The sequence below is a fragment of the Pectobacterium aroidearum genome (assembly GCF_041228105.1).
In the GTDB taxonomy this organism is placed as follows: Bacteria; Pseudomonadota; Gammaproteobacteria; order Enterobacterales; family Enterobacteriaceae; genus Pectobacterium; species Pectobacterium aroidearum.
This window is the reverse complement of sequence record NZ_CP166097.1, coordinates 2,623,865-2,643,937: the sequence shown is the minus strand read 5'-3', so window position 1 is coordinate 2,643,937 and position 20,073 is coordinate 2,623,865. Positions and strand designations below refer to the sequence as shown.

23 protein-coding genes are annotated in these 20,073 nt (G+C 49.1%); 9 read left to right on the top strand and 14 right to left on the bottom strand.

Annotated elements, in window-relative coordinates; genetic code table 11:
* Nucleotides 1–44: 44 nt before the first annotated feature.
* From AB8809_RS12125 to AB8809_RS12110, 4 genes are all read right to left on the bottom strand, one after another.
* The gene (locus AB8809_RS12125) at nucleotides 45–278 is read right to left on the bottom strand and encodes a major coat protein (RefSeq protein ID WP_104209361.1); all 234 of its coding nucleotides are present in this window, start codon (nucleotides 276–278) and stop codon (nucleotides 45–47) included.
* Nucleotides 279–391: 113 nt separating this feature from the next.
* Nucleotides 392–478, bottom strand: a complete 87-nt coding sequence (locus AB8809_RS12120; RefSeq protein ID WP_349855954.1) for a tail virion protein G7P-2 — start codon at nucleotides 476–478, stop codon at nucleotides 392–394.
* Nucleotides 479–487: 9 nt separating this feature from the next.
* Nucleotides 488–766, bottom strand: a complete 279-nt coding sequence (locus AB8809_RS12115; protein ID WP_349855933.1) for a single-stranded DNA-binding protein — start codon at nucleotides 764–766, stop codon at nucleotides 488–490.
* Nucleotides 767–785: 19 nt separating this feature from the next.
* Nucleotides 786–1,838 (bottom strand): phage/plasmid replication protein, II/X family, encoded by a 1,053-nt coding sequence (locus AB8809_RS12110; RefSeq protein WP_349855932.1) that lies wholly within the window; start codon nucleotides 1,836–1,838, stop codon nucleotides 786–788.
* Between the two features lie 171 nt (nucleotides 1,839–2,009).
* Here AB8809_RS12110 and AB8809_RS12105 point away from each other — a divergent pair, with 171 nt between their 5' ends.
* From AB8809_RS12105 to AB8809_RS12090, 4 genes are all read left to right on the top strand, one after another.
* Nucleotides 2,010–2,456 carry a helix-turn-helix transcriptional regulator gene (locus AB8809_RS12105; RefSeq protein ID WP_181063645.1) on the top strand — a complete coding sequence of 149 codons (447 nt, stop codon included), beginning with the start codon at nucleotides 2,010–2,012 and terminating at the stop codon, nucleotides 2,454–2,456.
* Nucleotides 2,457–2,541: 85 nt separating this feature from the next.
* Complete coding sequence (locus AB8809_RS12100) at nucleotides 2,542–2,763, top strand: hypothetical protein (RefSeq protein ID WP_349855931.1); 222 nt, start codon at nucleotides 2,542–2,544, stop codon at nucleotides 2,761–2,763.
* A 103-nt stretch (nucleotides 2,764–2,866) separates the two neighbouring features.
* On the top strand, nucleotides 2,867–3,274 hold the full coding sequence (locus tag AB8809_RS12095; protein ID WP_349855930.1) for a hypothetical protein: 408 nt from the start codon (nucleotides 2,867–2,869) through the stop codon (nucleotides 3,272–3,274).
* On the top strand, nucleotides 3,264–3,575 hold the full coding sequence (locus AB8809_RS12090; RefSeq protein ID WP_349855929.1) for a hypothetical protein: 312 nt from the start codon (nucleotides 3,264–3,266) through the stop codon (nucleotides 3,573–3,575). Before AB8809_RS12095 ends, AB8809_RS12090 begins: the two co-directional genes overlap by 11 nt.
* A 174-nt stretch (nucleotides 3,576–3,749) precedes the next feature.
* Here the strand turns inward: AB8809_RS12090 and AB8809_RS12085 are convergent, their stop codons facing one another.
* Both AB8809_RS12085 and AB8809_RS12080 read right to left on the bottom strand, forming a co-directional pair.
* On the bottom strand, nucleotides 3,750–4,145 hold the full coding sequence (locus AB8809_RS12085) for a nuclear transport factor 2 family protein (RefSeq protein WP_320702223.1): 396 nt from the start codon (nucleotides 4,143–4,145) through the stop codon (nucleotides 3,750–3,752).
* Nucleotides 4,146–4,184: 39 nt separating this feature from the next.
* Complete coding sequence (locus tag AB8809_RS12080) at nucleotides 4,185–4,520, bottom strand: nuclear transport factor 2 family protein (protein ID WP_180778960.1); 336 nt, start codon at nucleotides 4,518–4,520, stop codon at nucleotides 4,185–4,187.
* Nucleotides 4,521–4,646: 126 nt separating this feature from the next.
* Here AB8809_RS12080 and AB8809_RS12075 point away from each other — a divergent pair, with 126 nt between their 5' ends.
* On the top strand, nucleotides 4,647–4,913 hold the full coding sequence (locus AB8809_RS12075) for a DUF3811 domain-containing protein (RefSeq protein ID WP_015840317.1): 267 nt from the start codon (nucleotides 4,647–4,649) through the stop codon (nucleotides 4,911–4,913).
* Here the strand turns inward: AB8809_RS12075 and AB8809_RS12070 are convergent.
* From AB8809_RS12070 to AB8809_RS12040, 7 genes are all read right to left on the bottom strand, one after another.
* A complete protein-coding gene (locus AB8809_RS12070) occupies nucleotides 4,910–5,809 on the bottom strand; it encodes an HTH-type transcriptional regulator ArgP (RefSeq protein WP_349855928.1) in 900 nt (299 codons plus the stop codon). The two genes, AB8809_RS12075 and AB8809_RS12070, sit on opposite strands and share 4 nt — an antisense overlap.
* Before the next feature lie 179 nt (nucleotides 5,810–5,988).
* Nucleotides 5,989–7,962 carry a methyl-accepting chemotaxis protein gene (locus tag AB8809_RS12065; protein WP_349855927.1) on the bottom strand — a complete coding sequence of 658 codons (1,974 nt, stop codon included), beginning with the start codon at nucleotides 7,960–7,962 and terminating at the stop codon, nucleotides 5,989–5,991.
* Between the two features lie 169 nt (nucleotides 7,963–8,131).
* Nucleotides 8,132–8,620 (bottom strand): GNAT family N-acetyltransferase, encoded by a 489-nt coding sequence (locus tag AB8809_RS12060; RefSeq protein ID WP_349855926.1) that lies wholly within the window; start codon nucleotides 8,618–8,620, stop codon nucleotides 8,132–8,134.
* A 136-nt stretch (nucleotides 8,621–8,756) separates the two neighbouring features.
* Nucleotides 8,757–9,953: an MFS transporter gene (locus AB8809_RS12055; protein WP_349855925.1), complete on the bottom strand. Its 1,197-nt coding sequence runs from the start codon at nucleotides 9,951–9,953 to the stop codon at nucleotides 8,757–8,759.
* A 137-nt stretch (nucleotides 9,954–10,090) separates the two neighbouring features.
* Complete coding sequence (locus tag AB8809_RS12050; RefSeq protein ID WP_015840322.1) at nucleotides 10,091–10,645, bottom strand: TetR/AcrR family transcriptional regulator; 555 nt, start codon at nucleotides 10,643–10,645, stop codon at nucleotides 10,091–10,093.
* A 106-nt stretch (nucleotides 10,646–10,751) separates the two neighbouring features.
* Nucleotides 10,752–11,147 carry a cytochrome b562 gene (locus AB8809_RS12045; protein ID WP_349855924.1) on the bottom strand — a complete coding sequence of 132 codons (396 nt, stop codon included), beginning with the start codon at nucleotides 11,145–11,147 and terminating at the stop codon, nucleotides 10,752–10,754.
* 318 nt (nucleotides 11,148–11,465) lie between these two features.
* On the bottom strand, nucleotides 11,466–11,894 hold the full coding sequence (locus AB8809_RS12040) for an OsmC family protein (RefSeq protein ID WP_015840323.1): 429 nt from the start codon (nucleotides 11,892–11,894) through the stop codon (nucleotides 11,466–11,468).
* A 332-nt stretch (nucleotides 11,895–12,226) separates the two neighbouring features.
* On the opposite strand from AB8809_RS12040, the gene AB8809_RS12035 reads away from it, so the two are divergent.
* The gene (locus AB8809_RS12035; protein ID WP_010275007.1) at nucleotides 12,227–12,916 is read left to right on the top strand and encodes an expansin EXLX1 family cellulose-binding protein; all 690 of its coding nucleotides are present in this window, start codon (nucleotides 12,227–12,229) and stop codon (nucleotides 12,914–12,916) included.
* Here the strand turns inward: AB8809_RS12035 and AB8809_RS12030 are convergent.
* The gene (locus AB8809_RS12030) at nucleotides 12,913–13,035 is read right to left on the bottom strand and encodes a hypothetical protein (protein WP_369987548.1); all 123 of its coding nucleotides are present in this window, start codon (nucleotides 13,033–13,035) and stop codon (nucleotides 12,913–12,915) included. The two genes, AB8809_RS12035 and AB8809_RS12030, sit on opposite strands and share 4 nt — an antisense overlap.
* Before the next feature lie 191 nt (nucleotides 13,036–13,226).
* On the opposite strand from AB8809_RS12030, the gene AB8809_RS12025 reads away from it, so the two are divergent.
* The 3 genes from AB8809_RS12025 to AB8809_RS12015 are packed head-to-tail and all read left to right on the top strand — an operon-like array spanning nucleotide 13,227 to nucleotide 20,073.
* A complete protein-coding gene (locus AB8809_RS12025) occupies nucleotides 13,227–14,624 on the top strand; it encodes an SrfA family protein (protein ID WP_181828551.1) in 1,398 nt (465 codons plus the stop codon).
* Nucleotides 14,625–14,626: 2 nt separating this feature from the next.
* A complete protein-coding gene (locus AB8809_RS12020) occupies nucleotides 14,627–17,614 on the top strand; it encodes a virulence factor SrfB (protein ID WP_015840326.1) in 2,988 nt (995 codons plus the stop codon).
* Entirely contained in the window at nucleotides 17,611–20,073 is a 2,463-nt protein-coding gene (locus AB8809_RS12015; RefSeq protein ID WP_181844961.1) for a putative virulence factor, read from the top strand. Before AB8809_RS12020 ends, AB8809_RS12015 begins: the two co-directional genes overlap by 4 nt.

Genomic DNA, 20,073 nt, shown 5'->3' with positions numbered 1-20,073 from the left:
AAAAAAGGGCGCACAGCGCCCCTAATAAAAGTGATAATACGTTATCAAACGGCTTTGGAAGAAAACTTCTTAAAGAGTCGAATCGCAAGACCTGCGCCAACAACAGCAACCACAACAGGCCATACTTTAGCAATAAGATCATTTGCCTGAGTCAGCAAAGAGTCCATCGCCTGCCCTGCATAATCTGTTGAGCTGTCAGCAGCAAAAGAACTTGCGGAGAAAAAAATTGCAAAAGATGCGGTGGTAATTTTTGATTTAATAGCTGTAATTAATTTCATGAAAGCACCATTTTTACGTTAAATTAAACGATCGGTTATCGACTTAAAAGAACCTATCGCATAGAAAAGGGCAAAGCCCATTACATATGCTCCGAAAAAATAAGCAATATACATTATCGGAGAACTCCTGCTGTTATTGCGCCCAGACCAAAAGAAATAACAATGCCAGACGCGATAAGAATCTGAATGATATCCCCCATGAAATAAATTTATTTAGATTGATCTTGATAAGGGACAAGTACTATTTTTCCTACCCTTAATTTCTGAAAATCTCCGACATAAATACTGGACTCGTGAAGAGAGTAGATCCCAGCAGGATATGGCGGCTGTCCATTCTCAAGATTTATCTTGAACATCTGAGGGTAATCGCCACCGAGAAAAATATATGCCGATTGCTCAGAAATAGTATAAGGTTTACCTGTTGACTTAGAAACACCACTGCGTGTATCGGCAACTGCTTGTGAGGGCTTTATTTCAATTTTAATCATTTATAATCTCTCCATTACCTTATCGCCAGTTACTGGCATGTGAAATACGGTTGTAATCAAAAATCAATCCTTTTTCATGAACCCATGCAGGAATTTGAGCTGATTTGGCTTCCAATGTTCTGACGAGCGGTACGACATTATTCGAGTCTGGCGATTCACAATAAAAATTTATATCTATTCCAAATGAAAGTAACTCTTTGCGATGACGATAGAAAGTTGGCTTAGGGAGCATTTCCCTCATATTAGCCCCCTGCTTCCATAACAAATAAGTAGATTGAATTTTTCTTGGTAATCGAGTTATTTTCTCATCATTTAAAATTGTGTTCTGATTCATTTCTATCCTCCCTATATAGTCAGAGAATAATTTATGGGGAGTCTCAATATCCCACTTAGCACCAATTGTAAGATTTAAATCAATTAACTCAGTTGTTCTGACTGTTAATTCAATACGTAGTTTATCTTTAGACCAGTCGAGTAATCCCACCTGTACAAATTCATCTGCAATTTGATGACCTTTTTTTCCCGATATGTGCTCATCATATTTTGAATAAAACTTCAGGCTCCAGCGACGAGAGTTCTTACCCAGATAAACAGTGCCACCTTTTCCACAGGCTCGGCCATGACGAGTTTTCGCCTTAAACTCTGCGGCATAAAGCCATGCTCTGACATTTTCTAATGTCGATAAAGAATACATATAGTTAATATCAATGCGGGAAATTTTATACTGTCCAGCTATTACCATGCGATAAGAAGGAAGATCATGAGGGATAGATAATAAGGCCAATATTCTTGCGTAAGCTGTTAATACAAGTCCCTGTAAGTCATCAGAACCGATAACAGAATGCCCTTGTAAAAACTTAGACGGATTGCCATCAATGTAGAGATGTGTTGCATGGCCTTCACCATCAGATCCTATAGATCTTACTTTCATCGTTGACTCATGGGAGCCGCGAACCGTCAACCGCTTTACTGTTTCCCACTCAATAGCGCCATCGGCATCAACGCTAACGACACTCCCAGACGGCAATGGTCGGTGTGTACAGGGTAAAACTCCAGTAAACCAGTCAATCATCAGGATTCACACTCATCAAAATACGTGTCAATAGTCACTTTTGAGCACATCTAATGACCATAATGTAATATGCTCAGATCTGACAGTCAATTCATTTGCACTGTTTACATTGTCAGAAATGAGCACCAAAACGACCTACTGAAAAACCACTGTTAAGATGGAGTAAAACTGATGGGCAACACTGAGCACGAAGTTATGGCGGATAAGCAGAGAGCAGAGCGGATCAAAAAAGCGATCCTGGAACATTCGACTTATGAAGAGCTAGCCGAAAAATCAGGGATTAGCGTGAGTACCTTGGTCAGAATAGCGTCTGGTAAAACTGAACCGAAATTCAGCGATATCATTCAGATAGCCAGAATCACAGGGGCAGATCTGAATACTCTGGCTCATGGTGATGCGCTTGCCGTTAAAGAGGATGCTACGGAAAGGAAATTAATGACTTCTGCTGATGGCTATACAGATAAAGAGACCACAAACGCCCACAACTTCATTGTCTGGAACATCAGAACGCTGGAAAAACAAGATATTCTGGCTCTCGCCAGACAAGTTTCTGCCTTAAGTTCATATACTTACAGCACAAAAATGTTTATAAAAAAGGAACTATCAGAAGAGGAATAACAAAGGCATAGTCTCAGGAATGAGACAAACGTGCAGTATTACCTACACTGCACGTTTTAGATTGTGCGAATTTTGAGCAAGAAATATGAACAAAAAAGCGATAGACAAAGAGCTTGATAAGTTGACGACCTATCATGATCAAGGTGGGGGCTTTGGTGATCCTGATGCACAGAAAGAATATGAATTAAAAATTGAGTTGTTAAAGCATCAGCAGAAACTGGTAGAAAGCAAAAAAAGTAACTACATTGCAATTGCAAGCTTGATAATTGCCATCATTAGTTTGATTATCTCATTGTTTCACAAGTAAAAGTTTATGGAAAGCATAGTAAAGATCGGGTATCGCAGAAACCTGAACCGATGCGAGTAATTTTAGCCGCTAAAATTTTGAATACGATGATTAAGGATAAATCATGAATAAAACCGTGTATGTCCCAAGTTATTTCCAACCTATCTACAAAGAAGTAACCGTCAAAGTCCCCACCGGAAACACAAAACGATTTCTTGGCATCATTGATATTGACGAGAAAATACGCCAAAAGAAGGTTGTTCAGGATGGTTGGTCAGATTGTCAGATTGACGGTGAAAAACTGAATGAAGATATAAACGATGCTATTAACAAACTCAATCAAGATAATTATGAAGTGATTTCTATATCACCGGTTACCTCAGGTACATGGGCCTATAAATATCAACAAAATGATATTAACAATGGCAACGGTAAAGGTAGTTATGGCTATGGTTATGGATACTCTTATACTGAAGGTGTAGTTATTTTAGCCAAAAAAAGCAAAGCTGGAGAGATGAAAAATGGAAAATAACGGATATGAAACAATGAGTTGTGAAGGGTTAGTGAATAGAGCATTAAATTTAATAAAGAATGATAATGGTTACAAAATAAATGGGAGGTGGTTAGCTAATCAAACTCATCTAAATGGTCAGGATTCCGCCCAAATACAACCGGCCATAAAAGCAAACTTAATTACAGCATTAAATGTTTTTAATATAAGCACTAATGAAAATGAACTACATAATGAGATAAATAGGTTGGTAGAGGCAAAAACACAAGGCGAAGTTCGACAAATATTAAGTGAAGTGATTCCCAAACTATCAGATAAATAATTTGGTTCGCATAATAGCGTTATGGTAAAGAGGCCGCTGCGGGGTTGATTTTCGCAGCGGCCTTTTCAACATAACGCGTATCACATTATGCGAACCTATAGATGTACTCGCAGGAACTGGCCGTTCCGTTGAGCAAATCCTCACATCCGTAAAATGCTTCATGTCCATCTATCGTCAGCCATTGGACCCTGAACTTGCTGTTGGTGTTCCCTGATGAAACCGCATTTGCCAGTCATCGGGATTTTGGCTGTCAGCATTTCTAACCCACAGCGATGTCCGCCATGTTTTACTGACGATGTTATTCTCGTCTGCCTTATAACTCAGGTATGTCAGCAGCACACTTTTTTCATCCACCACTGACAGCTCGAAGTTATCAGCCTGAATCGGCTGTTCAGCAGTTTCAGAAATCAGCGCATCGATAACCTGTTGTTTGTCGAACTGCATGCCAGAACGGCCGATTTCAAAAAAATCGTGATGCAGCAGTTTATCAATGACGACTCTCTGGCTGCGAGTTACCGGGCAATGAAGTTGCTTTTCATAATGCACAATCAGCGCCTGTAACTTTTGCATCTCTGAAATCATGAGTTCTGGGTTCATTCATTGTTTACACTACGGAAAGAAAAACCAGGCGGTTTTAATAAGGCTTTCCTCTACCTCAAAAACGGCAATGCTTTCTATTGGCGCCTCTGAAAGCCCATAAATGAGCTCATGATCGAATACTTTATTACCCAATACTGTACGAGATACCAGTTCAGCCCTCAGTTCCGGGTTATTGAATCGGTTATTCACGTAAAACGCTCTCAGCGCCTCTTTTCCTACCATCGACGGTGTTTCAGACGGCATGCGGTACGCTTTAAAATCTGGCGAAAAACAGGCCACGAATGCATCTATATCATGTTCGTTGTATGCTTTAAATTGCGCTGCTACAGGCAACTCTGGTGACATTAATTTCTCTCCGCTATACGTTTATATTCATCGGCTACTGTGTCTGAATAATCAGGCGATTTATCTGGGACTCTGCGTGTTTTCCTCTACAATGTATTTCACCGGTCGCTTATTAGGTTCATTCCCATGCAAAGACTGACTCAGAAAGACATGACAGAAAGTGAACAACGCCAACTTAAAACGTTACTCGATCAGGCAAGAAAAAAACAAGACCGTCCGCTGACCAACTCTGAAAGTAATCACATTAAAGATGATTACATCGATAAACTCATGAAGGAACGTGAAGCCGTGGCAAAGCAAGCGCGAGCCGAGAAGAAGAAAAATAAATTCAAGCCAGACGCCTCCACAACCTATGAATGGTCTGCTAATACGAATTTACGAGGCCGCCGCTAACGTATCGGCTCCAGTGATTGAAAAAGATGCCTAACGGCCGCCGCTCGCACGCTCTGGCTCAACGCCTCCAACGATGCAGAGCGGATATTCCAGCGGTGCCAGTACAGGCGGATATCAACCGGATCGCCAACCTGAAACGGTACTAATTCGCCTTTTTCCGTATGTGATGATGCCATATGTTCCGGAATCATCCCCCACCCTAGCCCTCTGAAAATGGCGCCAACAAAGGCTGCGGTTGAAGGGACAAATTGCTGTGGCGGCTCGATCACTTCTGGGACCAGTGATTCGATGAATAAGGACTGTAGTCTGTCCTTATTGTTAAATATCAGGAGCGGCGCGTTCTGCAGGCTGTCCGCATTAATGCCGTCAGCAAAGTACGTATCGTGAAATGTCTGTGAGCAATAGGCGCGATAACGCATCGTTCCTAAATACTCTACGCCACAGCCTTGAATCGGTTCCGGGCTGGCGCTAACCGCTGCCATGACCCGACCTTCACGTAGTAAAGTCGCTGAGTGATCCTGATCCTCGACAAGAATATCGAGCAATATATCGGACTGATGACAGGCATTTTCCATCGCATCCAGAAACCATCCATCGATTGAATCCGCGTTCACCGCCACTGAAATACGCTGTCTGGCCGGCATTTCAAGCGTGCTGAAAAGTTCGCTCTCCAACATATCGATCTGTTCCGCATGCCGAAGGAGCGCTTGCCCTGTTGGCGTCGCCCGGCAGGGATTGCCCCTTACGATCAATACCTGACCAAGCTGATCCTCCAATTGCTTGATTCGCTGGCTAATGGCCGACTGCGTGACATGAAGTTTACGGGCCGCAATATCAAAACTGCCGCTGCGGACAATCTCCATGAACGCTCTCAGGCAAGGATAATTCAGATGCATGGTTATTTTTTCTTAACAATATCAGGATGATTTAATCTGCCTTAATTAAGGCGGCGATACAACTTTCACAACGGTGCGGATACAACAGTCGATATTGGAGGAATGTGGGCAAGCATGGCAGGCGTGTCGAATAGATTAACCCGGCGACCTTGTGGTCACCGGGTGATAACGTGTCTTTGTTACTTTAAGAGCGCATGGGGTAACGCGTGCTGCTGCTCCAAACGGAAATGCTCGATCGTTTGCGCCAACAGCATGGACTGATCTTCCAGTGAGCTGGCCGCAGCAGACATCTGCTGTACCAGCGCGGAGTTTTGTTGCGTAACACCATCCATTTCATTGACAGCAATCGTAACCTGGCTAATGCCTTTCGCCTGTTCATCCGATGCTGTGACAATTTCACCGATGATACTTTGTACCGAACTGACGGCGTGAGTCATATCCTGCATGGTTTTACCGGCATCATTCACCAGCTTAACGCCACTTTCAACGCGCTGGCTGGATTCCTCAATCAGCGCGGCAATCTCTTTCACCGCGCTGGCGCTGCGCTGTGCCAGGTTGCGAACTTCCGATGCGACCACTGCGAACCCTCTTCCCTGCTCGCCCGCGCGCGCCGCTTCTACCGCCGCGTTAAGCGCCAGAATATTGGTCTGGAAAGCGATGCTGTTAATCATGGTGGTAATATCGCCAATCTTCTTCGCACTCTCATCAATCTGCGCCATCGTCTGGACAACCTGACCGACCAACGATTCACCGCGCTGAGCTATCTTCGTAGCGTTCTCGGTGAGCGTCGTAGCCTGATGGGCATTATTGGCGTTGTGTTTCACCGTGGCTGTGATCTCTTCCATACTTGCCGCGGTTTGCTCCAATGCGGCAGCCTGCTGCTCCGTACGTGATGCAAGGTTGAGGTTGCCGCTGGCAATTTCCCCCGCCCCCTGTCGCACGGAATCGCTGGCTTCTTTAATTTGTCCGACCACCTGACGCAGCTGTGCCTGCATGGTGTGCAGTGCGAAAAACAAGCTGCTGCGATCGTTGGGCTTCACGTCAATCACATTACTCAGGCGGCCTTCTGCTACGGCCAGCGCAATGGTGGCGGCTTCACGTGGTTCACCACCCAGCGGTTTCAGGACTTTACGGCTGAATACCCAGCCCAGCAGCGCACTCACCAACAGGATGCTGATCACCATCATGATGACGGCATTCATTAACTGACGTTGAGAAGCGGCCATCACCTGGCTCACCGGAGCGACAACGCCCAGATACCATTTCTCCGTGCTGTTGCCGATAGTAACCGGCTGCCAGGTTACCAGCGCTTGCTCGCCCAGAATCGCATCGTCGTGTTGCACCACTGAGGACGTGAAATTGTCCGTCGACCCTTGCCAGGCTTTGCTCGTCTGGGACTTATCAGGATAAGAGATGACTTTACTCGCACTGGATAGCAGCATCGCGTAGCCGCCGCCTTCCCAAGGTTTAATCTGGTTAACTTTTTGCTGCAATGACGCAAGAGAAATATCGGAAGTGACAACGCCCCATAGTTTCCCCTGGCTGACAATCGGTGCGGCGACTGACGTCAGCAGCGTTGGAACGCCGTTGTAAGCATAGGTATAGGGCTCGATTAGCGTATCTTTCTGGCTTTTTTGCGGCAGCAAGTAGTAATCACCCTGTCCAGGAGTCAGATAAGAAAGCAGAGGATGCATCTTATAATTGCCTGTCTGATCGCGGTCAACAAACCAGGCATAGCGGCCTTTTGGTGCCTGGCCCGGTTGATCGGCAAACTCGGCATCACGCCCGTCAAACGCATTTTCTTCAAAAATGACGGAGATCGAGAGGTATTCCGGGTTATCCCGCAGAGCATACTCCATCATTTTATCGACCACGGCGCGGTCTTTAATTCCTGCGGTGGGCAAGGCAACCAGCCCTTGACCAAGGTTATGCGCTACATCACGGGCGTAGTTAAGCTCCTGTTGAATTTTTAGTGCTTCGCTTTGGGCTATCTGCTGTAAATAGCGTTCGGCTAGAGATTTTTGTTCACGGCTAGACTGCCAGCTGAGCACACCGATGGTGACAGCGAAACCGAGTGCGATGGTTAATGCGCCAGTTAACAACATTTGGGCGCGGGTGCTCATTGTCTTTTTTTGTATTAATTGCTTGGCCATTATGGCTCTCCTGGTGTTGACTCTTATCGTAATCAACATTCCCTTGCAATGAGTTCCCTACTATTTGTCTATCGGCGTTTTTTTTTTGAACTTTAGCGACGCAGAAATGAACAAGGAATAAGGACTGGAGGCCAATGGCTGGCTGAGATCGTTTTTTTACGTCATAGACTTAGCCGCAGTCTGACGATGCGTCCGGCTCCAGATTTTTATGCATGTTAAAACCGGTAATCTGGAAACCACTTTTTTCATATAACGCTCTGGCAACGGGATTATGTACAGCCACTCTGAGCCCAATGTCACCAATACCTAACGCCACGAGTGCAGCATCCATCGCGGCAAGTGCTGCTTTACCAAAACCACGGCCCCGCCACGCTGGCAAGAGACAAAAATCAGATACCCAGGCGGCGTTCTTTTTCAGAATCACCCACAAGTAGCCGATGACGACGTCTTCATTCTCCGCAGAATGAATGCACCATAATTTATTGGCTGCCGTGTGAACGCTCTGCGGTAGTGCAATATCGATCGATTGCGTGGCGATCGCCCTCGCCTTTTCCGTGTCATAGCCCCGGGATTCCTGTAAATCCTGAGCATATTCAAGAATAAAAAACTGCCGATATTCAGGGTAATCCCCCTCGGCCATATCCGTTAAATTTACCATTGTGTTCACTTTCCCAGATCGACGTGACGGCCAGTCACACAATTGTGATGCATCACGTTATTTATCATCAATGTCATCAACATAGTGACACACACTGCGCGGTTCCGGTAACACGAAACGGAACCGCGCAGGAACGTCAGGATGGCGTTTCCGATGCGGCTCTGATTGAACGTTCACGGGCAGAAGATGAACAGACGAAGGCCAGAATCACCATAAAAAGAACCGGCAGCATGGCGATGCGTAGCCCTGCGACCTCGCCAAGAAAGCCCAGCGCAGGCGGGCCGACGAGAAAAGCAAAGTAACCTAGCGTTGCGGCAATGGTGACGCGAACGGCGCTATTTTCTCCACTGCCTGCGGCGGAAATGGTGAGCGGGAACCCCAGCGATGCGCCAATCCCCCAGAAGATAACCGCAGCCGCGGCCAGCATCGGCGCATCCGAGAAAATGACCAGCGTCAGCCCCAGTGCGGCAGACGCGGCGCTGAAGCGGAGCATATTGACCTTACCGAAGCGATCGACAAAATACCCGCCGGCAAAGCGGCCCAGCGTCATACCAGCGGTGAACCCGACATAAACCAGCGTTCCCGTCGTGTGGCCAAAGTTGTGACCATCGATCATCAATAATGGTAACCAGTCGTTGGCAGACCCTTCTGCCAGCGCCATCGCAAGAATCACCACACCAAGAATCAACAGTCGGCTGTCTTTAAGTTCATTGAAGACCTGAGTCTTGTAATTCCCCTTTTCTTCTTGCTCCGCGCTGGCCAGGTCACTCAGCCACGGCATCTGACGCATCAGCATGATCGCGGTGAGTATCGACAGAGCCACAACGACGACAAAATGCAGCGTCGTGTTAATGCCGAAAGCCGTCATCGCCATCCCTGTCAGGGCACCGACCAGCGTTCCCAGACTGAAAAAACCGTGCAGCGTTGTCATCAGGCTTTTATTCAAGTGCTGTTCAAACGCCGCCCCTTCGATATTGATAGCGATATCAACCAAGCCGACTCCGGCGCCGAAAATCAACAACCCCATAAAAGCACTGGGCGTGCTCTGCATCGACAGCGAAGCGGCAAGCACGAGTAGCCCAAGCAGAAGCAGCAGAAACCCGCCGGCCATGGTTTTACGAATACCGAGGACATTAATGACCTTTCCTGCTCCCAATACGCCGAGCATAGAACCACATGAAAAGCCAAACAGGATCATGCCCATGGTTTCCGTTGAGGCATTCAGTACGTCGCGCATCACAGGGGTTCGGGTTACCCAGGTTGCCCACGTAAAACCGGGGATGAACATCAGTCCAAACAGGGCAAATTTATTGATAGCAGGTTTTGTGGTCATCGTTTTCGTCGTCTTTATTTAAATGCATTCGTACATATGTACGAATAACTATCGCACGAATGCGCATCGCTTTGCACCTGTTTAATTGCGTTCTTTTTTAACGGAGAAGAAGCCTGAAGAGATCGCTCCAGGCGGGATCAGGACGTGAGTTTTATCACCGTATTGAGAATGTCTTCACGGCTAACGGCTTCATTATTGAGATAATTATGAATCGTATACCCTTCAATCATGGCATCCAGTGAGCATGCTGTCGCAATACTGAAATGGAGGTGAAGCGATTTTCTGCTGCGTGTCATCCACTCTTGCAATATTAGCCGATACTCTTCTTTCCGCGATGCCAGTGCGTACAGTTCAAAACTTAATGTCAGGTGGCGTGGCGTCGCCCAGATGTCGCCACAGATCAGGTCAACCACGGCTTCGCGCGCGCTGTCGATATCCTTTGCCTGTTTGAGGCGGACACGAAATGCGTGTGAGATACCATCCACCATATAAACGAACGCGCTATTCAACAGCAATTCAATACTGCTGTAGCGATAGGTCAGCGTCCCCGGCGATAATCCGGCTCGCTGCGCGATTTTTCGATAGGTTGCCCCTCTCACGCCATGATCCAGTATGGTTTCCAGCGCGGCCTCAAGAATTCTGCTTTGCGTATCTTTGCCATCATTCGTCGTATCGTGTGATGGTGACGTCATTCTATTCCCCCCTTAACTGGCAATCCTGACTGTCTAACCTTTATAACAAAAAAAGCCGCCAGTGGGTTCGCTCTCCACTGGCGGCTTATGGTAAACGAAAAGCGGCTTAGCCTCTCAATTTACTGTGATATTCGCCTTTCAAGGTATTGATTTCAGCTAATACTGCTTTGGCTTCGCTCAGTTTTCCGGCATCCGCCAGAGCCTGTGCGCTATCAACTTTTTTCAAAATCTTATCCAGACCTTCCACATAGGCTTTTCTGTCTGGGCCATCTGCTGGCTGCTTGGCGAAATCAGGCGGCACCTGCGTTTTGGCGTGCTCGACATGCTCACGGAATGTGCTCAGCGCGGTTTTCAGCGCGGCGGCATCATCCGCTTTTGTCGCGGCGGTATAGCTTTTTTGCATACCGCGCATGTCTTCCGACGTGGTAGCATTTGCCAAAACAGGTGTCAGCAAACTACTGGCCAACAGCACAGAAAAACAGATCTTGGTCATCTTATTCATCTTGAACTCTCGCTTGTGTTCCACAGCACGACATACTCAGAGAATCTGGCCTTCACAAATCGGCCAGCCCAATATTGCTCTTGTTATATTGCGTCCTACGCCATGACCAGATTACAACGTAATGGCTATTCTGATTTTATGGTTATTACTGTAAAGATGTTAAATTATTTTTAATCATTCCGCTTTTTTAAATTGTATAAATGTAAAAAGGCTTGCCGGTACGATTCCGGTAAGCCTTTTTATCAGCACAATTTTTAGCGTTAACACAGGGGGAACCGCCTTCATTCAACGGTTCGCCCTTAATTCTGTTGCCAGGACTTAGTTCAACTGATAGTCCAACGTGATATCGGCTTTGAGCACTTTTGACACCGGGCAACCCGCCTTCGCCTTTTGGATAATGCTATCGAACGTGGCGTCATCAATACCCGCCAATTTCACCTTACTGTGCAGTGCGATTTTGGTGATCGCAAACCCGCCATCGACTTTATCCAGCGATACATCCGCAGTGGTATCAATCGACTCAGGTTTATGGCCTTCTTCACCTAACATCAGCGATAGCGCCATAGAGAAACAGGCCGCATGCGCCGCACCAATCAGCTCTTCCGGATTCGTGCCGGGCTTACCTTCAAAACGGGTATTGAAGCCGTAAGGTTGCTGCTGCAGTGCACCGCTTTCCGTTGAGACGGTGCCTTTCCCCTGCTTGATATCACCTTCCCAATGCGCGTGCCCTTTTTTGTGAATGGTCATGCTATCTCCTCTTCATTATGGATTAGCCATTGGCAGCTATTCGCGTTGGTGCGAAATGATGCTGTCGTCATACTCTTTAAACCGTAGAACATATTGAGAAGAAACCCAAATCGATTATTTCATTTGCATAATAATTTCACCGCAAAGAAATAAACCTGCTGATATATTCACTGCTTTATTATTTTAAGAAAAAACCGATTTACCTATTTATACAAAAGCCTGATTATCAACACGCCAAAACAATGGGGTTTCAAAAATGGATTTCCGTCTTGGCATTGTTATTTTCACCACTCATCTATGTTATTAATCTTGAATCATATTGGATGTGAAACATGAATAAAATAACTTCATTAGCGTTATCTGCATTATGCGTTATCCCTCTGATTAATACCGCTCACGCCCAGTGGGAACTGGACGACATCTGTTACGGCTACGCCACTGCAACGGGCTCTGGCTATCAGGGCGGCGCGCTCTTGCTGGATCCGATTCCACAGAACATGGAGATTACGGCGTTAAACCGGAACCAGTTGGATTATCGCGGCGTGAAGGCATCACTGGCCGGAGCCTATCTGAAAGTAAACGGGCCAAAAGGCAGTACGGTGGTTTATGTCACAGACCTTTACCCTGAAGGTGGAGATTGTGCATTAGATTTATCGTTTAACGCCTTTGAAAAAATAGGCGATCTACGGGATGGGAAAATTAATATCGACTGGACGCTCATTGAAGCGCCGGTAAATGGCAACGTTATTTACCGTATAAAGGAAGGGTCAAATCCTTATTGGGCTGCGGTGCAATTCAGAAATGTAAAATATCCGGTTATTGAGATGAAATATATGCGCAATAACCAGTGGATTGCCGCCCAGAAAACCGATTACAACCACTTTATTGTTGAACACGTTGGAATGAACGATATCCCTATTGAGTTTACCGACGTAAAAGGCAACGTCCTCAGTGATACGCTGCCGCCGATGTCACAAAGCACCTCATCTGCTTACCTGATCACGGGCAACGTCCAGCTTTAATCCTCACTGCCTTGAGGGAGGCTGACATCGCGCAGCGTCCCTCGTTTCTGCTCTGCAACGCCACAGATCGGCAAAAACATGGCGGAAAACGTAAGCATCGTTTTTGTCAGCCTTTTCATCACATTATCTGGACGTTATCTGCTGCACGTGCGTACACTTCGTGTTTCCCACTTTTTCTATTGCTCAAATATTTGTTAGTTTTATCACTTCTTTAAGCGTTTGATTCGCCATCATTCGCACTACAGTATACCCTGTCGCAGATTACATTCTCTTTTCTGCTTTAGGCATCATTACAAAAGGTCTCTTTTGCGTGGCAAAATTATTTTTACGTAGTGGAAGTTTGGATGATTTTCTGGCGCTGGGCGAGAACGGGCAGCCAGTTTACGCATCGGCACTTCAATTGCGGGAAACGTTACGTCTCAGAAAACAGCAACAGATTGCCGATTGTCTGGCGATTCCCCAACCCAATGAACATGGCGACCGCATTGACTGGTATTCACCGGTTGACGGTAAAGTCACCTCCTGGATTGCCGCGAGCGAAGAAGAACGAGAAAAAGCGCTGGCATTACTGGAAACCTATCAGGCCGCCGTGGCCGACATCAGCCAGCGTGCGCAAAATGCAGAGAAAGCCGGGCAGAAACTTTTCGGTGTTCTGCTGGCAAAAGCGATACAGTTCCCTGGGGCAAACCACGTCTATCTGGTTGATGGCAAACCGGTCTTAACGTTCTGGGGCTTCGTCAATCTCGATAAGAAATCCCGTCTTGATGCGTTGGACTGCCTGCGGCCTGTCATCAAGGAAGCGGAACCGCTTTTTGTTGCTCCGGCACCCGCAGCAACATTGCCGCTTGTCGATCCTGTTCCCGAGCCCGAACCACAACCTGTTCGTCCACCGGAACCCGTCGAACCAGCGCCTGCACCTGCTGCCGCTGCGGCAGCCGTCCCTGTTCGTCCGCCGTTCTTCCGTTTGTGGTGGCTGTTACCTGCCGCCGCGCTGTTAGCGATTCTGTCATTGCAGATACGCGGCTGCGTGTCTGGGCAAGACGACAAACCAGCATCCGATTTGGCTGCAACGGTCAAACCGGAAAAACGTGCCCTGCCTTCTTCCACACCAGTTGAACCTGCGCCACAGCAAGAAAGCGCACCGGTTCCGCCTGTCGCAGAAAAAGAGGCGGTAAAAGCGGTGGAACCAGCGCCGCCTGTTGCTGCTGTGCCAGCAGCAGAAGCGACTAAACCGGAAGCCCCTGCGGCAACGGAACCGAAAGAGCCTGTTACGCCACCGGCCGAGCCCGTTGTGGAGCAAGTACCAGCGAGCCCTGCGGGTAAAGATGATTTAGTCATGCCTGCTGACGCGGTGAAGATCGGTTCCATCAAGTTCCTGAACGGCAACTGGCGCGTCATTGTGGATGGTAAAGCGCCGATTACCGGCAGGCCGCCTAGCCTGCGTTACCAGATTCAAAATGGAAAAGGTACTGCGCGAATTACTCATGGTGACGGTGTCACGTGTCGTGCCAACGTTGAAGCAGGGTTAATGAGCTCTGGCAATCTGATCATCAACAGCCGTTCTGGCGCACGCTGTTCCGATAATTCTCGTTTCCAAATGCCAGAACTGGTCTGTAAACAAGGTGCTTCCGGCACTGCGGCGGAGTGTATCGGCCGTTATGATGCAGACACCGTTTTCCCGATGACGATAAAGCGCGAGAGTAAATAATCATGCTGGCGACCATTACCGATTATAAACAACGCATTACGTTGATTCAGGACAGCGGAATTCAGTTTTTGGATTTTGCGTTAAAGCCACAGTTTTCGGCTGAACAGCCTAACTGTTATGTGCGTAAAAGCGCCAACGGCCCCCTGCTGCACCTGCTTTACGATGAACATACGGAAAAATTCCTGCTGCCTTCCGCTACTGGGATGCCGCCGGAAGTCGTGAAGCCAGAATTGAGCATTCCGCTTGAGCAATCGCTGAAGCTGCTGGAGAAAATCTGGCTGCCGCTGCCCTTTTTCCGTTTTAATCCGCCACGTACCTTTATGGGTGGACCTGATAACTGGGCGCGGATGCAGATACTGGCATTAGAGACGCCCGATCAGGACGGCAACACGCACCGCATCTGTCTGGCGTTCGATACCAAAACTTATCCAGAAGGCCACGAATACGAATCGCTGGCGCCGAATGCCAATGACATCAAGACCGGCGGAAGTTTCGCGCTGGCTTATCACAGCGACGAGCTGGGTGAATTTCTTGATGAAACCTGGGTCGACGGCTGGCTGCGCGAAGTCTTTACTCAGCGGGTTAAAGCGCTGGAAAACCGGGATAGCCACGATGTGAAAGTGGCGCTCAGAGGATTTGAATATCAGGCACATTACCTGAATGTGTTGGATATGCTGGGCAACCAGCTCGAAATACCGGAAATTCGCATCAATACCAGCACGTTGCAGGAACCGGCGGTGAACGTTGATCTGATTTTGGACGTCGGTAACTCCCATACCTGCGGTATTCTGGTTGAGGATCACGCCGACGAAAGCAACGGCCTGAAGCAGACCTATGAACTGCAATTGCGCGATCTGAGTGAGCCGCATTATCTATACAACGAACTGTTCGAGAGTCGCGTTGAGTTTTCACAGGCGAAGTTCGGTAAAGAAAACTTCTCCGTAGAAAGTGGCCGTGATGATGCCTTTATCTGGCCGTCCATCACCCGTGTCGGACGAGAAGCCAGCCATATGGCGCTGCTGCGTCAGGGAACGGAAGGTTCAAGCGGTATTTCCAGCCCGCGTCGCTACCTGTGGGATGAAGAAAGCTATGCGCCAGGCTGGCGTTTCAGCCAGACTGACGCACATTCACAGACCGAACCGCTAGCGACAGCCATGCCGTTGACCATCATGCTGAATGATGAAGGTCAGCCGCTCTACAACCAACCGCTGGAAGAACGCTTACCGGTGTTTTCCCCGCACTATAGCCGTAGTTCGATCATGACCTTTATGCTCTCCGAACTGCTGGCACAGGCGCTCATGCAGATGAACAGCGCCGCACAGCGGTTGAAGATGATCCACAGCACCGCGCCGCGCCAACTGCGAAATATCATTCTGACGTTGCCTTCCGCGATGCCGAAACCCGAGCGTGAAATCTTCCGCCGCCGGATGCATGAAGCGATCGCGCTGGTCTGGAAAGCGATGGACTGGCACCCGATGGATGAGGATTTCACCACGCCAGCCGACAAGCAGCAGAGCCGCGTTCCGGTGCCTGACGTGCAAATCGAATGGGATGAAGCTACCTGCGGGCAGATGGTTTACCTGTATAACGAAGCGCAGGTGAACTTTGGCGGCCGTGCGGAAGATTTCTTCGCCAGTATGGCGCGCCCGGATAAAGAACTCGACGAGGGTGAACCCGCGGGCAAAACGCTGCGCATCGCCTCAATCGATATCGGCGGTGGCACCACTGACCTCGCGATTACCCAATATCTGCTTGATGACGGCGTCGGCAGCAACGTTAAAATCATCCCGCGCCTGCTGTTCCGTGAAGGCTTTAAAGTCGCAGGCGACGATATTCTGCTGGATGTAATTCAGCTCTATATCCTTCCTGCGTTACAGGCCGCGCTGAAAACCGCCGGACTGGCCAGCCCGGATGCGCTGATGGCGAAGCTGTTCGGCAATGAAGGCCGTATGGACGCCCAGCTTACGCTGCGCCAACAGGTGACGTTGCAGGTCTTCATTCCGATCGGTCGCGCGATCCTAGAAGCCTATGAGCGCTTTGACCCGCTGGATACCAGCGCCGAAATCGAATCCACCTTCGGCGAATTGCTGGATCAGGCGCCGACGGAAAAAGTGCTGGAATACATCAATACGGAAGTACAGCGCGAACTGCCGGTTAGCGATAGCGTATTTGATATCTTGCAGGTTCCGCTCATCCTCAAGCTGAGCAAGCTGCATGGCGAATTCCTGTCGAACAAAATGAACATCACGCAGAATCTGCGCCTGATGTCTGAAGTGGTGTCGCTGTATTCATGCGATGTGCTGCTGCTGACCGGACGCCCTTCGCGCTTCCCTGGCATTCAGGCGCTGTTCCGCCACCTGCAACCGCTACCAATTAACCGAATGCTGTCGCTGGATGGGTACCACACCAATGACTGGTATCCGTTTAACAAACGTGGACGCATCGATAATCCGAAATCCACCGCGGCCGTCGGTGCGATGCTGTGCCTGCTCGCGCTCGATCTGCGCCTGCCGGGCTTTTACTTTAAGGTCGGTGATTTCCAACCTTATTCGACGGTACGCTACCTCGGTATGATGGATAGCAACAACGCGCTGACGCTGGATAACGTTTATTACAGCGATATCGATCTGGATGCGCCGGATTTCGTGCTTGACCCACAGCATAGCTTCCAGGTACGTGGCTCACTCTGTCTTGGCTTCCGCCAGTTGGACAACGAGCGCTGGCCAGCGTCCTCGCTTTATATGCTCTCGATTGTCGATCAGGATTTAGCCCGCAAGGTTGTCGGCGACAGTAAACTGCGCGTCCGGCTAGCAGTAACGAAGAGCGACGATCAAGACAGCCCTGAGCGCTTTGAAATTGCCGATGCGGTGTTGGAAGACGGCACCCGCGTTCCGCCACAGCATTTACGACTCAAATTGAACACATTATCCGCTAACGGTTCAGGAGCGACCCATTATTGGATCGATAGTGGGAGTGTATTTAAAAAATGAAACGATTAACGCCCAAACAGCTTTCTACCCGACTCCACGGCCAGCTACAGGCCGTCGCGCAAGGTGTTGAACAGGCTATCGACTGGGTTGAAACTACCCGTCAGAACGCCCCGCGTCTGGATATCGAAGCCGATCGTCTGATCGTCAAACTGCGTCGTAACCACAACAAAGCGCAGCACCTGTCCGATGTGGCGCAGAAAGAGATCGCCATTGGCTTTTTTGGCCTGTCTCAGGCGGGGAAATCCTATCTGATCGCGTCGCTGGCCGGGGGAGAAAACGGAAAGCTGGAAACCTCATTTGAAGGGCAACAGCTGGATTTTATCGATCATATTAACCCGTCCGACCGGGCAACGGCTCTCGTTACGCGTTTTAGCCGACAGTCGGGCATGAAGAACAAGTCGTTTCCCGTTCAGCTACAGCTGCTTAGCGAACTGGATATCGGCAAGATTATGGCCAACGCGTTTTTGAACGATCTCAACCACGAGACCACGTTTGAAGAGCTGGATGAGCGCCATATTGCCGAACACATTAAAACGCTGCTGATGCACCGTCAGCCAGAATCCGTTGAAGGCATGAGCCGCGATGAAGTGGTCGAACTCTGGGATTATCTCGCGCGTCACGATGTTAAACGGCAAAAACAGCTGGAAGCACACTTCTGGCCGGTTGCGATTGAATTAGCGCCTTACCTCACCGTTGATGACCGCGCCCAGCTCTTCTCCGTATTGTGGGGCGAACTGAATGCGCTGACCACCGCGTATCGCCATTTCAGCCACACGCTGCAACACCTGTCCGGTGCGAGTAAGCTGTTAGCACCGCTACGTACACTGGTCGATGATGAGTTAAATCCGGCAGACGGTCTGATCGACGGTTCGGCGCTGGAACGGCTACACAGCGCCGACGATCCCGGCGTGCTGGTGCGGCCGGTTCAGAATGGCCGCGCAGGGAAAACGACGGAGCTTTCTCTGGCTGAGTTAACCATGCTGACGGCAGAACTGCTTATCCCACTCCATTTGCCGCCCAAAGAAGCATTGTTTGAGCAGGTTGATGTGCTGGATTTCCCCGGTTTTGGTGAGCTCCGTGAAACGCGGGACGAGCCACCAGCAAGACGCCAAGCCACACAGCATCCACTGGCGCACACATTATTACGGGCGAAGCGCGCCTATCTGCTGGAACGCTATACCGATAATCAGGAAATGAACGTACTGATGGTATGCAGCGCCGCAGGCGATCGGGGTGACGTTAAAGTGGTCGGCAAGGCGCTGGATCACTGGGTTAAACAGACTCAGGGCGAAAACGCGCAGGTACGAAGCCACCGTAAACCGGGGCTGATTTGGGCGGTTACCCGTCACGATCGCCGTATTACGCACGGGCAAAACTACGACGCAGCGGTACAACGCTATGTAGGTAATCCGGGCGATGCCTGGGGAACGATGCTGGCGATGGACAAACGCGGCGTAGCGCGTATGGCAACATGGCTGGGGGCTGAGGTTCATCGCGAAGTCAAACTGGGACGCATCAGCGAACAGCTCAGCGAACTTCAACGTGAACTCAGCGATAACCTACTGGGTAACTGGTATCTGCCCGTCGATGTTGACGATCCGGCGGAAAAACAGCGCGTCGCAGAGACCTTACTCAAATCGCTCCAGACCCGTACCGGCGTGCATGGCGAACTGCTGGAGCGGCTTTTGCCTTCGCGTGATGAACTGCGTCGTCTGTATCTGCAACAACAAGGGGCAAGCTATGGCGGTTTCCATACCGATGCTGAGGACCTCTCTGCCCCGTTGGCCAATAGCGATCCGTTTGGTGTCGGGATCGAAATCGATCTGTTTGCTGATGAACCGATCGCGCTCGACCAGCCTGTAACGCCAGTATTGACGCTCGATCATGGCTATGAGGCCGACTACGCGCACAGCGTTTACCGTTTCTGGATTAACCACCTTCGTAGCCTGCCAGAGAATGCGCCGCTCATTGACCTGCTCAACGTGTCGAAATCCACGATCGAAATGCTGGTAGAAGAATTGATTACCGGTAGCATCCGTTTGCGGATCGAAGAAGCGCTGGTCGATATGCTGGTTGATGGTGAGCAGTTGGGCATCAACCGCGAGAATAAAGCCGACCGTCAGGTTTCACGCGTGCTGACCATTCTTGGTGACTTCGTTGCCTGGCTCGGCTTCCAGCAACTCGATGAATCCCTGCGCCCTGCCAGCCGTATCAATCGCGGTCATAAAATTTTCGCCAAGCCCGAAAAACAGGCAGTCAGCTTTGGCGCATCTCAACGCTTAACCAAACTGTCACTGACACCTACCAACAATACGGCCTTCTATATCTATGACTGGCTGGTTGGCCTGAATGAGATGATTATCCAGAATGCGGGCTATTCCGCGGCGCGAGAAGTCAGTGCGGAACAGCGTGAGCAGTTGGGCACGATTTTGGCGTTGATTAAGCCTGTGGAGAAATAG

Excerpts from the sequence above, each read along its gene's own strand:
- AB8809_RS12095 (WP_349855930.1), top strand. The coding sequence starts at position 2,867 with ATGAATAAAACCGTGTATGTCCCAAGTTATTTCCAACCTATCTACAAA.
- AB8809_RS12060 (WP_349855926.1), bottom strand. The coding sequence starts at position 8,620 with ATGGTAAATTTAACGGATATGGCCGAGGGGGATTACCCTGAATATCGG.
- AB8809_RS12120 (WP_349855954.1), bottom strand. The coding sequence starts at position 478 with ATGGGGGATATCATTCAGATTCTTATCGCGTCTGGCATTGTTATTTCT.
- AB8809_RS12080 (WP_180778960.1), bottom strand. The coding sequence starts at position 4,520 with ATGTCACCAGAGTTGCCTGTAGCAGCGCAATTTAAAGCATACAACGAA.
- AB8809_RS12055 (WP_349855925.1), bottom strand. The coding sequence starts at position 9,953 with ATGACCACAAAACCTGCTATCAATAAATTTGCCCTGTTTGGACTGATG.
- AB8809_RS12105 (WP_181063645.1), top strand. The coding sequence starts at position 2,010 with ATGGGCAACACTGAGCACGAAGTTATGGCGGATAAGCAGAGAGCAGAG.
- AB8809_RS12085 (WP_320702223.1), bottom strand. The coding sequence starts at position 4,145 with ATGCAAAAGTTACAGGCGCTGATTGTGCATTATGAAAAGCAACTTCAT.
- AB8809_RS12070 (WP_349855928.1), bottom strand. The coding sequence starts at position 5,809 with ATGCATCTGAATTATCCTTGCCTGAGAGCGTTCATGGAGATTGTCCGC.
- AB8809_RS12035 (WP_010275007.1), top strand. The coding sequence starts at position 12,227 with ATGAATAAAATAACTTCATTAGCGTTATCTGCATTATGCGTTATCCCT.
- AB8809_RS12015 (WP_181844961.1), top strand. The coding sequence starts at position 17,611 with ATGAAACGATTAACGCCCAAACAGCTTTCTACCCGACTCCACGGCCAG.
- AB8809_RS12040 (WP_015840323.1), bottom strand. The coding sequence starts at position 11,894 with ATGACCATTCACAAAAAAGGGCACGCGCATTGGGAAGGTGATATCAAG.
- AB8809_RS12090 (WP_349855929.1), top strand. The coding sequence starts at position 3,264 with ATGGAAAATAACGGATATGAAACAATGAGTTGTGAAGGGTTAGTGAAT.
- AB8809_RS12075 (WP_015840317.1), top strand. The coding sequence starts at position 4,647 with ATGCAAAGACTGACTCAGAAAGACATGACAGAAAGTGAACAACGCCAA.
- AB8809_RS12020 (WP_015840326.1), top strand. The coding sequence starts at position 14,627 with ATGCTGGCGACCATTACCGATTATAAACAACGCATTACGTTGATTCAG.
- AB8809_RS12045 (WP_349855924.1), bottom strand. The coding sequence starts at position 11,147 with ATGAATAAGATGACCAAGATCTGTTTTTCTGTGCTGTTGGCCAGTAGT.
- AB8809_RS12050 (WP_015840322.1), bottom strand. The coding sequence starts at position 10,645 with ATGACGTCACCATCACACGATACGACGAATGATGGCAAAGATACGCAA.
- AB8809_RS12115 (WP_349855933.1), bottom strand. The coding sequence starts at position 766 with ATGATTAAAATTGAAATAAAGCCCTCACAAGCAGTTGCCGATACACGC.
- AB8809_RS12110 (WP_349855932.1), bottom strand. The coding sequence starts at position 1,838 with ATGATTGACTGGTTTACTGGAGTTTTACCCTGTACACACCGACCATTG.
- AB8809_RS12065 (WP_349855927.1), bottom strand. The coding sequence starts at position 7,962 with ATGGCCAAGCAATTAATACAAAAAAAGACAATGAGCACCCGCGCCCAA.
- AB8809_RS12030 (WP_369987548.1), bottom strand. The coding sequence starts at position 13,035 with ATGAAAAGGCTGACAAAAACGATGCTTACGTTTTCCGCCATGTTTTTG.
- AB8809_RS12125 (WP_104209361.1), bottom strand. The coding sequence starts at position 278 with ATGAAATTAATTACAGCTATTAAATCAAAAATTACCACCGCATCTTTT.
- AB8809_RS12100 (WP_349855931.1), top strand. The coding sequence starts at position 2,542 with ATGAACAAAAAAGCGATAGACAAAGAGCTTGATAAGTTGACGACCTAT.